Genomic DNA, 16,107 nt, shown 5'->3' with positions numbered 1-16,107 from the left:
GTTTTTATCATTATCCAGAAGCAGTACTCAGATTCAAGGGCTTGTCCCGATGGATGAATCGATGCAGCAATTATTGGATTTTCCTGCCGACTATCGTGGTGAAAAATACAAATTAATTCTGATACAAAATTAAGAATGTCAATGCAAATTCTAAGATTTATAAGATTAGCGTTTCTATGGCTTTCCATTGTTTTTTCTGCGACAGTTGCAGGGCAAAATGGAACGCCGTTTCAAACCGTTCGTGGAAAAATAAATGATAAACAAACGTTCGAAGCTGTTGAATTGGCTTCGGTTCTATTATTTAACGAAAACAGGCAATATGTTACGGTAAGCGCTGCAGACGGCGAATTTTCCATCGCCGGGGTCGCGGTGGGAAGGTACGCTGTAAGGATAACTCTATTGGGCTATTTCGAATACAATGCCGGTAATATATTGGTTTATTCGAGAAAAGAAACCGTATTGGATATTTCATTGGAACAACGGGTTACACTGCTAGATGAACTGCAGGTAACTCCAAAGGTGGAGAAAGACCAACCCTTGAACCGTATGGCAACGGTAAGCGCCCGCATGCTAAGTATGGAGGAAGCCAACCGTTATGCTGCGTCATGGGGGGATGTAGGACGTATGGCGGCGAATCTTGCCGGAGTTGCGGCGGCGAACGATTCACGCAATGATATTATCATCCGGGGAAATTCGCCGATGGGAGTCCTTTGGCGTTTGGACGGCTTCGAGATACCTAATCCCAATCATTTTGGCACAATGGGAGGTACAGGAGGACCTATCGGCATGTTGAACAACAATCAGTTGACGAATTCGGATTTTTATACCGGTGCTTTTCCCGCGCAATTCGGCAACGCCACGTCAGGTGTATTCGACCTGAAAATGCGTAACGGAAACAACCGTAAACGGGAGTACCTGATGTCCATCGGCTTTAACGGGTTGGAGTTAGGTGCCGAAGGTTATTTCACGAAAAACGCCAATGCTTCCTACCTGATAAACGGGCGCTATTCCTTTCTCGAAATAATGCAGGCGGTCGGTGAAATTACATCTTCGCTGCAAGGCACCATACCGAAGTACAAAGACCTCTCCGCCAAAATCAACGTGCCGCTTAACAAAGCCAACCTTTCTTTTATTGCTTTGTTGGGTGCGAGCGGAATCAACCTGTTGACCGATATGTCCGATAGCACGCAATGGAAACCGGGCGATTGGTCGGCCAATTCGATGATGAGCAATACGCAAATTTTCTTCGGACTGAATTATACACAGCGTTTCGGAACATCAACCCGCCTGGAAAACCGCTTTTCCTATCAAAAATTCACGGGACTGTTGGGTTCGGATAAAGTATCGTTCAATAATGAAGAAACTGAAAGATATTACAGGGGGGATAATAGGGAAGCCCGTCCGGCGTGGCAATCGGTTTTGTACCATCGTTTCGATGTGAAGAACTTCCTGCAAACCGGTGTGGGAGCGGATTATCTTATGACGCAGCTTCGTGATACCGTTTACAAGGAAATGAGTGCAATTCCCTTTCACGATGCCGATAAAAACTTAACACTCCTGAAAGCTTTCGCGCAATGGCAGCACCGTTTCAACGATAACCTCAGCTTGATACCGGGCGTGTATACGCAGTATTATACTTTGGCGAAGGATTTCTCCATAGAACCGCGTCTGGGTTTCAAATGGAACATTACGCAATCCCTTGTTTTGAACGCCGGTTCGGGGCTTTATTCGCAGATACAGCCGAGGCAGATCTATTTTTACATCGATGAAAACGGAAAACTGCCCAATGAAACCGTGAAAATGAGCCGCAGTTGGCAAAATGCAGCCGGAATTGATTGGAAAGTAACAAAATCCGTGCGGATAAAAACAGAGGTGTATTATCAGCATTTGTACAATATTCCCGTAACTCCCGATGTAAGGAAAGAAACCATACTCAATATAGGAGATGATTTTTACAACAATTGGGATTATACTTTTGAAAACAAAGGTAAAGGACGGAACTACGGCGTGGATATAACGATAGAAAAGTTTTTCGAGCAGGATTATTATATCCTGGCAACAGCTTCGCTTTACGAGTCGAAATATACTGATTACGACGGCGTGGAACGCGACAGCCGCTTCAACGGTAATTTTTCTCTTAATCTGCTCGGCGGATACGAATTTAAGCTCGGAAACCACTCGTTGCTTACCTTGAACAGCAAAATATCCTGGTTGGGAGGCAAACGCTATCTCGATATTTATATGGATGAGAATGGCGACACGCAGATACAGCCGGGCGATGAAGCGTTTTATTCGAAACAATTTCCCAATTACTTTAAGCTTGATTTCAATGTGGGAATGAAGACAAACTATAAACGTTTAGCCGTGGAATGGTTTATGGAATTGGGCAACCTGACCAACCATAAAAACATTATAACACAATATTACAACCAAAATCAGCATAAAATGATCTATTCCTATCAATCAGGATTTATGCCTATGGGCGGTTGTAAGGTGTTCTTCTAAAAAATCTTTGTTTCTTGATAATTAGAATAATGAAGTCCTATTTTCACACATCTATGATTTTTTTTACGCTACTTTTAGTTTCGGGATTATTTATATCGCTATTCATATGCATTGCATTTGTAAGCCCGGGCAAACCCGAAGTGCTTAGGGACAAAAATGGAGAAATTATCGAGGGAAGCATTTCCGAAAAAGTATTTGTTTCCATCGGTGGGGTGAAACAGGGAATGTTTATCAGGAGTAAAAACATTGAAAATCCTGTTTTGCTCTTTTTGCATGGTGGGCCGGGCTTCCCAAATTATTTCCTGTTCGAGAAATTCAACCCCGGACTTGAGGATTACTATACCGTCTGTTATTGGGAACAGCGGGGTGGCGGCCTATCATATACCCCTGAGGTGACTGTCGAAAGTATGACCCTTGAGCAACTTACCTCTGATGCCATTGAGGTAACCAACTACCTTCGAAAAAGATTCGGAAAAGATAGGGTTTTCATCATGGCATGGTCGGGTGGTACCACCATAGCCTTACCTGCGGTAGCGAAGAATCCCGAACTCTTTTATGCCTATATTGCTATGGGACAGATAACCGATCAGTGTAAGTCGGAAAGAATGGCTTACGATTTTATGCTAAGCCAGTATGCCGAATCTAAGGACCGTCGATCAGTGAAGGCGTTGAGAAAATATAATGGTTTGAAATCGGAATCGGACTTGATTTCCTTCTACAACTCCTCAACCCGCGACAAGCTGATGCATGAGTCGGGTATCGGTACCATGCGCAGTATGAGATCCGTATTGAAGGGTGTTTTTTTACCTGTATGGACTTGTAGGGCTTACACGCTAAAGGAGAAATGCAATATCTGGAAATCGAAGATATTTTTCCTTCCCAGGACCAATCTGAAGACCGAAACACTTATGACCGATTTCACAGAGGCATATCCCAAAATCGATGTCCCCATCTATTTTATAAGTGGCAAATACGATCTAACGGTGAATATTCATTTGTCGAATGACTACTATCATTCAATTTGTGCTCCGGTAAAACGATTTTACACTTTCGAAACTGCGGCTCATGGACCGTTATTTGAGGACCCCGAAAGATTCAGTGAAATCTTGGAGAAAGATATTTTGTATTTAGAAAAATCATTTGGCAGATAGAATGCAAAAGACAAGTTCAACCCTATAAATATCACCTTCAGCACCTGTTTTTGCACCATCAATGCAATATTCTTTTATTTGTGGATAACTTTCAGTATTTTTATCCGGTTTATCGTAATAAGGATAATATGATATTCAGGCAAATATATAAGTATATCATAAGCCTTGCCAACCGCACATTTTATGGGGCAAAGGTGAAAGATGAGGAGGAGAAAAACAGGTCTGCACAGGAACTGATAGCACAGGTAAAAGATACCGAGAGTAAATATCAGGATTTGTTGAATCTGCTTCCTCAACCGGTTTTTGAATTGAATATGCAGGGTGAAATTGTTTTAAACAACAAGGCGGGGGATGAATTCTTTGGCCCGATACTCGATGAAGCCAACCAGCGACAGTCTGCACTTGATTGTTTTATCGAGGAGGACAGGCCAAGAATCATAGAAAACTTCAAAAAATCGGCCCAGGGTATCGATACCGAACCGGGAGAATTCACCGCCATAAAAAAGGATGGAACCACTTGCCCGGTGATGGTTTTTGGGAATCCTATCATAAGAAATGGCGAGATAATCGGCCGTCGGGGAATTATCGTGGATATTTCGGAAAGAAAGAAGCAGGAAGAAAAGCTTGTAAAGGCGAAAGAGGAGTTGGAACGGATAAACAACACCCTTGAGCAAACCATCGCCGAGCGTACAAAGCAACTTACCGAGGCGAATACACAACTGCTGAAGTTACAGAAAGAGAATTTGCAGTCGCAATTCGAGGTGCTGAAGCAGCAGGTAAATCCCCATTTCCTATTCAATAGCCTGAATGTGCTTACTTCGCTTATCAAGGTCGATCCCGACCTGGCGGAGTTGTTCACTGAAAGGCTGTCGAAAGTGTACCGCTACGTGCTCGAGAACAAGGAGAAGGATATGGTAAGCCTGAGCACCGAACTCGAGTTTCTGAGCGCCTACCAGTTCTTGCTTGAAATCCGGTTTATGGAGAAGCTGTTTATCGACATAAAAATCGATAAATCGTTCCTCGATTACCAGATATTGCCTATTGCCATTCAGTTGCTTATCGAGAACGCCATCAAGCACAATACCTTTTCAAAGGTACAACCTTTAAAAATAAAGATATTTGTCGATGAGTTGCAACGGTTGAACATCGTGAACAACCTGAATCTGCGGGAAACGAAACTTGTATCCACCGGCGTCGGCCTCGAAAATATACACAGACGTTACGCCCTTGTGTGTGACCAGAAACCGGAGTTTATGAAAACTTCCGACTCCTTTATTGCCAAACTCCCTTTACTAAAGTCAGAGAAAATAGAAACAGCATAATAATACACCCATATGAAAGTTGTAATCATAGAAGACGAAGCTTTTGCCGCTTTGCGGTTGAAGAAGATGATTCAGGAATATAATGCCGAGATAAAAATTGTGGCGGAACTCGAATCGGTTGCCGAATCGGTGAAGTGGTTCCGATTGAACCCTGAACCCGATCTCATTTTCCTCGATATTCACCTTGAGGACGACCTTAGTTTTGCCATTTTTGAGCAGGTAAACATATCCAGCCCTGTAATCTTTACTACGGCATTCGACGAGTATGCTATCAAGGCGTTCAAAATGAAAAGCATTGATTATCTGCTTAAACCCATTGTACACGAGGAACTTGCCGCTTCGTTGAAAAAATACGAACAGTTTAGCGGCTTACAACGAAACGCTGTTGACCTTCAATTGTTATACAACCTGCTGACAGGAAACGAGAAGAAGTACAGGGAGCGTTTTTCCATATCGGTGGGTACTAAGATCAAGATGGTTGAGGTAACCGATATTGCCTACTTTTTTACAATGGACAAGGGGTTGTATCTTCGTACATCACAGGGAAATACATACAATCTGGATTTCTCTTTGGATAAGCTGGAAGAGATGTTGAATCCCGCCTCATTCTTCAGGATTAACCGCAAATACCTGGTAAATATCTCGTCAATTGTAAATATGGTGGCATACTCCCGCGGCCGCGTGAAGTTGGAGCTAAAACCTAAAGCCGACAATGAGTTTGACCCCATTGTGAGTATCGATCGTTCATCGGAATTCAAGAAGTGGTTGAATGCTTAACCTGAATATCAAGATGTACATTCAATAACCGCATATATATTAGAGTTTATATCGAATAAGGTTTAAGATATCTGATTATCAATGGCCTTATTGTTTAATCAATATAATGTCTATTAATGACAGAAAATAATAGAAGACTAAAATGGATAATACAAGAATTTATAAGATATCTTTTGCCAGTGTCTATCCCTTCTATATCCAAAAAGCGGAAAAGAAAGGGCGTACCAAGGCGGAAGTGGATGAGATCATCTTTTGGCTGACAGGGTATGATGAGCAGACTTTACAGAAACATATTGACAATCAAACTGATTTTGAGCATTTCTTTGCTCAGGCAGAAATCAATCCGAATGCATCTAAAATAACGGGTGTGATTTGCGGTTACCGGGTGGAAGAGATCGATGATGAACTGGTACGGAAGATTCGTTATTTAGACAAGTTGATCGATGAGTTGGCTAAAGGAAAGGCAATGGAGAAGATCTTAAGGAAGTAAGAAGGTTGATTCTTATAACAAAATGAATTTTCGGGGTTTTGGAGTACTTTGTCACAGTAACCAAAACCCCGAGAAGTTGATTTGATTAGAAGTAGCGAACTAAACCGATACGTAGCGAGAGGTAATTGTGATCAAGTTCTTTTATGACACCGTCAAATTTCGAATCTCTCTTCAGATGATTGAATTTCAGCCCTGGCGTTAAACTCCATTTTTCACCAAGTGATATTTCAACTCCCGTAGCTACCTGATAACCAAAGCCATGTTTCGTATCACTAATAATCTCTCCTTCACTGTTTTCTGTCTCAATATGGTTAAAGAGGCCTGCTAAACGTAGATAACCACTGACGGGAGAATTGCCAAATGGTTGCTTATACTGGACTCCAAGTAGATATCCAGTCTCTTCAAAAGAACCATCAGGGCCGATAAAAGATTTTCCCACGCCAAAATGATTCCATCCCCAACCACCATAAATCCCAAATTGTGGAACTAAATTGTAATGCACAATACCCTCAAAGTTCAAACCAGGATAAGCCGTTATGCCACTCAACTTCTTCGTGGCAATCGACACTCCGCTATTCAATTCCACGCCAAACCGTTTTCCTTTTTCTATTCCGAACAGACTTGAGGGAATAAGTAGAACCAGTACAAAAAACACTAATACATTCTGTTTCATCATTTTTTAATTTTAATTGGTTGATGATGCAAAGGTAAAACGCCCCGATAGGCTTCATCAAATAATAGAGTATGAGCCTGTCATTTTTGAGGTTGAATACCGCAAAAAAAGCATATGAACGTTCATTATCCATTCGGAAGACTCCCTAAAAAGATGCAGACAGAAGCCTACAGGGCATGGGTAGCCAAAGATATCAGAGAAAGGAACAAGGCCGAATGGCACTTGTGAAATTTCTTTAGTATGCTTGAGTTCCCCGATATCTCTAAAAATAATACCCCAAACTGATAAAAGGATACAGAGATCGGGAGAGACCTGAATATCCCACTTCGAATGCCATGGGACCAACAATAGAGTTGTAGGAATAACCGATACTTCCGTCAAGGAAAGATTGTCCTTCAGTGAGTTTTAACAATTTATCGTGATGCACTATACAATTCAGGTTGGTGTGTATGCAGTGGTTTGGGGTGAAGTGGTAACGAATATTGGTTTGGACTGCAACAACTGTATTTTTTAATAGTTCCATGCCACGCGTCCCCTGTAAAGCAATTTGCTGAGGGACATAGTGGCCGTTGTATTGCCCTCCGACAAAATTAGCGTACATCAACGGGATGTTGTCATTCGGGTTGAAAATGGTTCTTGCCGACATCCCGGGGGTGATGTAAAGTTTATCGGATAATCTGACCGGCTTATAGTATTTTATATCCAATGTGTTAAGAGGTGCTTTGCCTTGCATCTGTTATAAATTATCAATCTCTGCCCCACGTGCAACTTCATATTATACACGTAGAATTCCGAAAAATTAAGATGGATAGAACTCTTAAAAAATAGTCCAAATGTGAAAAACATGTGTTTGTGCAAGTAAAAATGCCTACGCCTGCATCAACTTTCCCTATATTGAATCGGGGAAATACCTGTTCTTTTTTTGAAATAACTGCCGAAAAACGATGCGTTGGGGAAATTCAGTTTTTCCGAAATCTGTAAGACTGTCAGATTAGAACTTTTCAGCATCGCTTTGGCTTCCATTATGACCATTTCATCTATCCATTGCGAAACTGATTTTCCGCTGGCCTCCCTGATCACTTTTGATAAATACTTGGGAGTAAGGGACATTTTATCCGCATAGAATTGAATGCTTCTTTCCTGCCTGTGAAATTGAAACAATAATCCTATAAAATGTGTCAAGAGTTCTTCTCTACGGGTCAAGGCTTTACCGTTTGTGGTTATTTTGTAAGAGCTTAGCAATTGAAGCACCTCGTACATAAGTGTATGCAATAAACTCTTGGTTATTTCTTCCCTGTACAGATGATCCTCTCTTTTATATTTTTTCACGATGAAAGCATGGAAATCGAGCAAATTCAACATTTCCTCTTCTTTAATCTTCAGGCATGTAATCCCTCCTATTTTTTCAAAAAGGTTTGTCTCCGCAATCAGTTTAAAGTCAGAAACAAAGTCGAAAGAAATAAAAATAAACTCTACTAACCAGTTCTCGCTGTGATCACATACTTCCACTAAATAATTAGGCAAAAGCGTAGCAATCATATTCGGTTCTATATGATACTCCTGCAGATTTATTTTTATGCGGGCGTTTCCCCGTACACAAATCGCAAGGGCTATACCTTCTATTATATTAGGATATTGAAAATCAAAGGTGTAATCTTTGATTTTGACTCCGTTATCCGAGAGGATGAAATTTTTTCCTCCTGTTATCGGGGCCTGCCTGGATACATCTTCCAACGAAAATCTTCCATATCTTTCTTTGTTCATAATCCTAATAGTCTGATAATTATTTATTTAATCACCTGAAACACAGGCGAATAGATGCCAATCTGAGTGTGTTTGCAAGAGGCTTATTGTCAGCATCTTATATTTATTTTTAAAAAGAATGCCTAACTATTGTAATTCTATATCCAATCATTAAATCAATTACAAATATAGTGATTTGACGGTTAGAATAATAGAAAAACGACATTTTGAACATTATCGACGAATATTTGACTTCTATCCGTACGCTTAATTACTGCACCTTTGTATCCAAAAAAAGCAATTATGATTAAAACCAGATTTATTCCAGGATGGAGCATATGCTGCTTACTGATATTGGGTATGTATGTGTCTTGTTCCTCAAAAAAGGAAGACAGGGCGGATTCAAAAAATGTGCGTGTGAAGGTTCAGAAGATAGAACACAGTAACGGCATTTATAAAAAAGAATATGTCGGGACTGTAGAAAGTGAAAATTCTGTAAATGTCAGTTTTCTGACGATGGGAAATATTGAACAGATGACAGTGCAGGAAGGAGAGTCCGTTCAACAAGGGCAACTCCTGGCAAAACTGAACACAAGTTCGGCAGAGAATATGTATAATATAGCGAAAGCGACGCTTAACCGCGCCCGGGACGGGTATGATCGGTTATCGGCGCTGCATGAGAACAAAAGCCTTCCCGAAGTCCAATACATTGAAGTAAAGACGGCATTGGAGCAAGCCGAATCGGCAGAGAAAATAGCCTTCAAGAATCTGGAAGACTGTAATTTATATGCGCCTTTCTCGGGTGTTATAGGCAAACGTTACATGGAAACGGGTGCCAATATCACGCCCGGAATTCCGGTTTACAGTATAATGAACATAAATACAATAAAAGTAAAAATAGCGATACCCGAGCGTGAAATATCATCCGTCAAGATCGGTGAAAAAAGCCAGGTAATCGTTCCGGCGCTCAACGGCCGCTTGTTTGAAGGAAAGGTTATTGAAAGGGGCGTAACGGCTCATCCCATATCGCATACCTACGACATAAAAGTGCAAATTGAGAACAAAGACCATCAGTTGTTGCCGGGCATGGTTTGCAAGGCTTACCTGACAAGTGGCGAAGGTTCGGAAAATGGCGCATGGGAAAATATTGTTGTTCCGCTTAAATCCGTTCACTTGGATCATTCAGGGAAACACTTCGTATGGCTGGTAGATAAAGAAGGCAAAGCGTTTTACCGTGAAGTAAGCATCGGAGGTTTTATCGGTAATGGCATAACTGTTACCGGCGGATTGCACGAAGGGGATATGCTTGTCACGGAAGGTTATCGCAATGTAAGTCCGGGAGCAATAGTGGAAGTTGTAGAATAATAAAACGGGAAAATGAAAAAAAAGGCAGCGTTCATAGACTGGACGATGAAATACAACAGGTTAGTCCTGCTTATCGTGACGGTGTTAATTGTTTTCGGTATTTATGCATTGGTAGAAATGCCCAAACGTGAGTTTCCGGCAGTTACCATTCGCCAGGGTGTTGTGGTCGGAGTATATCCCGGAGCAACTTCCGCCGAAGTGGAAGAACAATTGGCAAAACCGCTCGAAAACTTTTTGTTCACCTACAAAGAGGTGAAAAAGTCAAAAACATATTCCTGGTCTAAGGATGGAATAGTATATGTTTTTGTCGAACTGAACGACGATGTCTATAATAAAGATGAAGTCTGGTCGAAAATAAAGCACGGTCTGACAACCTTTAAAATGCAATTACCCTTGGGTGTACTGGCATTAATAGCCAACGATGACTTTGGCGACACATCGGCATTGCTTATCACCCTTGAGTCCGATACAAAAACCTATCGTCAGCTCGAAGAACAATTGGAGATATTGGAAGGAAAGCTCCGTTCCATCGAATCGGTATCCAACCTGCGTCGTTACGGGACGCAAAAGGAACAAATCAGTATTTACATCGAAAAAGAAAAGCTGGCGACTTATGGCATCAGTGTGCTTAATCTCTATCAAACGTTGATAACCAAAGGTTTTATTACACTGTCCGGAAAGATTGACAATAAAGATATGGTTGTTCCGATTCATATAGAACGCCCCTACCTGTCCGAAAAAGACATTGAAGAGCAAATTGTCTATTCAGATGTGCAAGGCAACCATATTCGTCTGAAAGACATTGCCAAAGTAGTGCGTGAATACCCTAAGCCGGATAGTTATATTACCAACAACGGGAAAAAATGCCTGGTGCTTTCCACCGAAATGAGGGAAGGATTCAATATCGTCCAATATGGGAAAGATGTGGATGCCGTGCTTCAGGAGTTTCAGGAAAGCCTGCCGGAAGATATCAGCATTTACCGGATTGCCGACCAACCTAAGGTGGTGGACAGTTCCGTATCCAATTTCCTGAAAGAACTGCTGTTAGCGATAACGGCGGTAATACTGGTCGTTGTCATACTACTTCCGTTGAGGGTTGCCGCGGTGTCCGCCTCGTCTATCCCGATCACAATCTTCATAGCCATAGGGCTCTTGTTTGCCGCAGGTTTTGAACTCAACATTGTAACGCTGGCAGCCCTGATAGTAACACTGGGAATGATCGTAGACAATTCGGTAGTGATCGTGGATGATTACCTTAGAAAACTAAACGAGGGTGAGTCCAGGAAAGAAGCAGCCCTGGAAAGCGCCCGGGAATACGTGAAGGCTATTGCATCGGCTACCTTGGCCATTTGTCTCGCATTCCTGCCGTTCTTGTTTGTGCTGAGTGGAATCATCCGCGACTTTATTGTAGCGTTCCCGTGGACAATATTGCTTACGCTGGGCATATCATGGGCTGTCGCTGTGCTTGTTATTCCTTTTCTGCAATATTTTTTTATACGAAAAGGATTACGGATGGGTAAAGACGAAAAACCCAAAAAGGGGACAATCTTGCTGGAAAAATTTCAAAACAGTTACGAATGGTTGCTAGCAAAGGTATTCCGGTATCCCAAAATATCGATACTGGTAACTGTCGCAACCATCGTTGCCGGCATCATCATCTTTATGGATTTACCCCTGAAGCTGCTGCCTATTGCCGAACGTGACCAGTTCGCGGTGGAAATATACCTGCCCGAGGGTAGTTCCCTGCAACAAACTGAAGCGGTAAGCAAAGACATGGAGGGGATATTGCGTGCAGATGAGCGGGTTGTTTCCGTAACCGCTTTTTACGGAGCAGGGTCACCGCGTTTCCATACAGCCTATGCCCCGAAAATAGGCGGCCCCAATTTCGTGCAGTTTATTGTGAATACCACATCCAATCGCGATACGGAAGAGATACTGGATGACTATGCGGATAAATATGCACATCATTACCCAAATGCATTTGTCAAATTCAAGCAGTTGGAATACGTACCTACGGACGGCGATGTGGAAATCCGTCTGGCGGGAGACAATATTTCCGATCTGAAACAATTCGCGGACACATTGATGACCGAATTGAACAAATTGGAGGAACCTGTCAGGATATATACCAGCTTTGCAGAGCCTCTGCAGGGTGTCAAAGTTTCGGTGGATCCTATCGAATCGAGCCGGCTCGGAGTAAGTGAAGCCATTTTGGGTATCAATCTGGCGTCACGGTTCGCCGATGTTCCGATCACCACTGTCTGGGAGAATGATTATTCCTTGCCGGTTGTTCTTAAATCGAATTCGGCAGATATGGAAGCGGCAGATGTTGCCAACGAATATGTATCCGGAATACTTTCCCCTGCCGTACCTCTCCGCCAGATAGCCGACGTATCGCCCGATTGGAACGAAGGACAAATCGTAAGGCGTAACGGTATCAGGACTTTGTCGGTGTATGTGGATATGAAAAGAGATGAAGCTGTAAGCAAAGTACAGTCGAAAGTGGAAACGATTGTCGATGATATTGCCGGCAAAGTGTTACCCGAAGGTGTTTCTATCTCTTACGGAGGGGTGGAGGAATTTAATAACGAAAACCTGCCCGGAATAGTGAGAGGCCTGATAATCGCCGCCGCTATCATGTTCCTGGTAATGGTTTTCCACTTCAAGAAGATCAGTCTTGCCCTTCTGGTGTTGGCATCAATATCATTCAGTATTTTCGGAGTTGCACTGGGTATGAGTATAGCGGGACTTCCCATCAGCGCCACGGCCATATTGGGTATGGTGAGCCTGATAGGGATTATTGTCCGCAACGGGATCATTATGTTTGATTACACGGAAGAGCTCAGGCGTACGCAACACAAGACAGTACGCGAAGCAGCCATCTTATCGGGCCAGCGCAGGCTGCGGCCTATATTCCTGACATCCGCCGCCGCATCGATGGGCGTGATTCCGATGATTATCAGTCAAAGCCCCCTGTGGAATCCGATGGGCACGGTAATCTTTTCAGGGACAATTGTCTCCATGATATTTGTTGTTACTATCCTGCCCCTGGTTTACTGGTTGGTGTACCGGCATAAAGATGAAGAAAATGGACAATCCTCCATTTCTGAAAACGCGGAAGCATAAAAACAACTTCTTTAAAAGACAAAAAAGGTCCTTATACTTTATATGTAAAAAATAAAATAATGAAAAGAAAATATATCGTCCCGATCATAATCCTTTGTGCCTGTACAGGAACAATGCAATCGTGGGCACAGACAAAATACAGCCTTGAAGATTGTAAACAAATGGCTGTTGAGAACAATCGTACAATAAAAAACAGCCGGTTGGAAATTGAAGCGGCAAAACAAACAAAAAAAAGTGCCTTTACCAATTATTTCCCCAAAGTGAGCGCAACCGGGATGGGTTTTCGTTTTAACAATCCTTTACTTGAGTACAATATGCCGGGGGGCAACCTGCCGGTGTATGACGGTAACCCTGCCAACCTTCCTGCTGCCACCCAATTCGCCTATTTTCCGGGCATTTCGCTTTCATTACTCGATAAGGCTACCATCGGTGCTGTTACCGCCGTACAACCGGTGTTTGCGGGAGGACGCATTGTTACCGGTAATAAGCTGGCCCGGTTGGGGGTAAATGTGAATAATAGCAGGCTTATATTATCCAAAAGCGAAGTCCTGCTACAAACAGAGGAGCAATACTGGCTCATTGTTTCACTGAACGAAAAACTGAAAACCCTGCACATGGTTGAAATGCTTCTCGATACTGTGTACAAGCAGGCGGACAATGCTTACCGGGCGGGATTGATAAACCGGAACGACGTGATGAAAGTATCTATCAAACAAAGTGAAATGAAAATGAACCAACTTAAGCTCGAAAACGGGATAAAACTTGCAACGATGGCCTTTAGCCAATATATCGGATTGGCTTACGATTCGACTATGGTTTTGTCCGATACGCTTATTATCAGCCAAAACCCTTATGAAGTATACCTGGATGCTGACCAGGCTGTGCTTAACCGTGAGGAATATAAGTTACTTCAAAAGAGTGTGGAGGCAGAAGAGCTGCAGACCCGGTTAAAGATCGGGGAATATTTGCCTGAAGTAGGCGTTGGCGTAGGAGCAGTATACTATGATTATGATTTTAGCAATAATAAAGGCACATCCAATACAATGGTATTTGCCTCTGTAAAGATCCCCATTTCCGATTGGTGGGGAGCTTCCCATGACATAAAAGAAAAGAAATACAAGGAACAAATTGCCCGGAACAATAGCCAGAATAACACGGAACTGCTTTTATTGCAGATCCAAAAAGCGTGGAACGAACTGAATGAGGCATACAAGCAAATAGATGTGGCCCATGAAACGATGGTTCAGGCCGAAGAAAACCTGAGGATTAACAGTGACAATTATGAGAACGGGATTGTAAATATTTCTGATATGCTCGAGGCACAGGCTATGCTCCAGCAGACAAAAGACGATCTGACCGATGCCCGTTCGGGTTATAGGATCAAGTTTGTTACTTATTTACAGGTAACCGGACGGTATTAAAGTAGATAAGATAATAAAGTACTATTTGAATATTATGGAATTAAAAACTTGGCATTTTGTGACAGCCCTTATCTTGTTTACAGGACTGGCCTATCTGCTGGGAAATTGGCAATTGAAGAAAAGACCTCCCGATAAAACGACCCGGTATCTGACTGAATTGAATGATGAGATATCTATCACCGACAGCCTCTCTTCCGGCCTGTGTTTTGTGTTGTTCTATACTGAAAATTCGGTGGTATGCGACAAGATGGCAGACAATCTTAATCGCGTCGCGAAAAATAAACAACATGAAACAGGCTTTTTCAGGCTTAATCTGGACAAATATCCCGGGAACAGCGAAAAATACATGGTTTCCGGCGTTCCTACTGTATTGATTTTAAAGGATAACAATGAAATCAGGCGGATTATGGGCATTGTTCCTGAACAAAACCTGGAACTAATTTATTCGAGAGCAACCCGGGAAGGGCAAACGGCATTGCGTTGAATTTATCGTAAAATAAAGCAGTGCTTAGGTTCATTTACCGGTAGCATATTCATATACTAAATCGCTGAATCACCCTATGGTTAAGCAAAGAACACTGAGCAAAAAGTTTTCATTGAAAGGGAAAGGACTTCATACCGGACGAAAAGTGCGTATAACTTTTCATCCGGCTCCTGAAAATTTTGGATATAAGATCCGTCGGATCGATTTACCCGGTTGCCCCGTCATAAAAGTAAGTGTGGAAAATATTCATTCCACGGACAAAGGAGTCACTTTATCAGTCGGGGAGGTACAGGTAGGTTTCGTCGGGCACGGATTAGCCGCTCTTTACGGTTGTATGATTGATAATTGCCTGATCGATGTGAATGGACCGGAATTTCCCTTATTGGACGGAAGTTCCATCGAATTCGTGTACCCTCTCTCTTCCGAATGTTGGGTCAACTGTGTCTATGGAGGTCTGTTCGGAGGGTTGCTGGGTGCTTTATTTCCAAAGAACAAAGTGAATTAACAGATCTGGTTTCATATTTCTAAAAATAATACCCGACACTAATGAAGGGATACAAAGATCCGGAGAGACCTGAATATCCCACTTCGAATGCTATGGGCCCAACAATGGAGTTATAGGAATAACCGATACTTCCATCGAGGAAAGATTGCCCTTCAGAGAGTTTTAACAATTTATCGTGATGCACTATAAAATTCAGGTTGGTGTGTATGCAGTGGTTGGGGGTGAAGTGGTAACGAATATTGGTTTGGGCTGCAACAACTGTATTTTTTAATAGTTCCATGCCACGCGTCCCCTGTAAAGCAATTTGCTGGGAGACATAGTGGCCGTTGTATTGCCCTCCGACAAAATTAGCGTACATCAACGGGGTGTTGTCATTCGGGTTGAAAATGGTTCTTGCCGACACTCCGGGGGTGATGTAAAGTTTATCGGATAATCTGACCGGCTTATGGTACTTTATATCCAATGTGTTAAGAGGTGCTTTGCCTTGCATCTGGTAAAAATTATCGGTGTGGAATGCGTAGTGGAATGAAAAATACTGCCCGGAA

General features: G+C 42.5%; 14 protein-coding genes. 10 read left to right on the top strand and 4 right to left on the bottom strand.

Annotation, left to right across the window (positions count from 1 at the left end):
- The first annotated feature begins 141 nt into the window (after positions 1-141).
- The 5 genes from VB073_RS13055 to VB073_RS13035 all read left to right on the top strand — a co-directional run bounded on the left by VB073_RS13055 (position 142) and on the right by VB073_RS13035 (position 6,245).
- Positions 142-2,505 (top strand): TonB-dependent receptor, encoded by a 2,364-nt coding sequence (locus VB073_RS13055; protein ID WP_323404628.1) that lies wholly within the window; start codon positions 142-144, stop codon positions 2,503-2,505.
- Positions 2,506-2,534: 29 nt separating this feature from the next.
- Entirely contained in the window at positions 2,535-3,656 is a 1,122-nt protein-coding gene (locus VB073_RS13050; protein ID WP_323404627.1) for an alpha/beta hydrolase, read from the top strand.
- 128 nt (positions 3,657-3,784) lie between these two features.
- On the top strand, positions 3,785-4,978 hold the full coding sequence (locus tag VB073_RS13045) for a histidine kinase (protein WP_323404626.1): 1,194 nt from the start codon (positions 3,785-3,787) through the stop codon (positions 4,976-4,978).
- Positions 4,979-4,990: 12 nt separating this feature from the next.
- Positions 4,991-5,755, top strand: a complete 765-nt coding sequence (locus VB073_RS13040; RefSeq protein WP_323404625.1) for a LytTR family DNA-binding domain-containing protein — start codon at positions 4,991-4,993, stop codon at positions 5,753-5,755.
- 142 nt (positions 5,756-5,897) lie between these two features.
- The gene (locus VB073_RS13035) at positions 5,898-6,245 is read left to right on the top strand and encodes a DUF2200 domain-containing protein (protein WP_323404624.1); all 348 of its coding nucleotides are present in this window, start codon (positions 5,898-5,900) and stop codon (positions 6,243-6,245) included.
- A gap of 85 nt (positions 6,246-6,330) precedes the next feature.
- Here the strand turns inward: VB073_RS13035 and VB073_RS13030 are convergent, their stop codons facing one another.
- The 3 genes from VB073_RS13030 to VB073_RS13020 all read right to left on the bottom strand — a co-directional run bounded on the left by VB073_RS13030 (position 6,331) and on the right by VB073_RS13020 (position 8,682).
- Positions 6,331-6,921 (bottom strand): outer membrane beta-barrel protein, encoded by a 591-nt coding sequence (locus VB073_RS13030; protein WP_323404623.1) that lies wholly within the window; start codon positions 6,919-6,921, stop codon positions 6,331-6,333.
- Positions 6,922-7,180: 259 nt separating this feature from the next.
- Positions 7,181-7,651, bottom strand: a complete 471-nt coding sequence (locus tag VB073_RS13025) for a hypothetical protein (protein WP_323404622.1) — start codon at positions 7,649-7,651, stop codon at positions 7,181-7,183.
- 146 nt (positions 7,652-7,797) lie between these two features.
- Positions 7,798-8,682: a helix-turn-helix domain-containing protein gene (locus tag VB073_RS13020; protein ID WP_323404621.1), complete on the bottom strand. Its 885-nt coding sequence runs from the start codon at positions 8,680-8,682 to the stop codon at positions 7,798-7,800.
- 282 nt (positions 8,683-8,964) lie between these two features.
- Here VB073_RS13020 and VB073_RS13015 point away from each other — a divergent pair, with 282 nt between their 5' ends.
- From VB073_RS13015 to VB073_RS12995, 5 genes are all read left to right on the top strand, one after another.
- Positions 8,965-10,026: an efflux RND transporter periplasmic adaptor subunit gene (locus tag VB073_RS13015; RefSeq protein ID WP_323404620.1), complete on the top strand. Its 1,062-nt coding sequence runs from the start codon at positions 8,965-8,967 to the stop codon at positions 10,024-10,026.
- A gap of 12 nt (positions 10,027-10,038) precedes the next feature.
- Positions 10,039-13,152 carry an efflux RND transporter permease subunit gene (locus VB073_RS13010; protein WP_323404619.1) on the top strand — a complete coding sequence of 1,038 codons (3,114 nt, stop codon included), beginning with the start codon at positions 10,039-10,041 and terminating at the stop codon, positions 13,150-13,152.
- 59 nt (positions 13,153-13,211) lie between these two features.
- Positions 13,212-14,573, top strand: coding sequence for a TolC family protein (locus VB073_RS13005; RefSeq protein ID WP_323404618.1), 1,362 nt, complete (start codon positions 13,212-13,214; stop codon positions 14,571-14,573).
- 34 nt (positions 14,574-14,607) lie between these two features.
- On the top strand, positions 14,608-15,057 hold the full coding sequence (locus tag VB073_RS13000; protein ID WP_323404617.1) for a thioredoxin domain-containing protein: 450 nt from the start codon (positions 14,608-14,610) through the stop codon (positions 15,055-15,057).
- A 76-nt stretch (positions 15,058-15,133) separates the two neighbouring features.
- Entirely contained in the window at positions 15,134-15,562 is a 429-nt protein-coding gene (locus tag VB073_RS12995) for a UDP-3-O-acyl-N-acetylglucosamine deacetylase (RefSeq protein ID WP_323404616.1), read from the top strand.
- A gap of 19 nt (positions 15,563-15,581) precedes the next feature.
- Here VB073_RS12995 and VB073_RS12990 read toward each other — a convergent pair.
- Positions 15,582-16,107, bottom strand: a 526-nt coding sequence (locus tag VB073_RS12990) for a hypothetical protein (protein WP_323404615.1), incomplete at its 5' end; no start/stop codon positions are given.

Origin of the sequence: Proteiniphilum sp. (assembly GCF_034927365.1) — a bacterium.
In the GTDB taxonomy this organism is placed as follows: domain Bacteria; phylum Bacteroidota; class Bacteroidia; order Bacteroidales; family Dysgonomonadaceae; genus Proteiniphilum.
The sequence above is the reverse complement of the archived record's forward strand: the minus strand, read 5'-3'. Positions and strand labels throughout refer to the sequence as shown.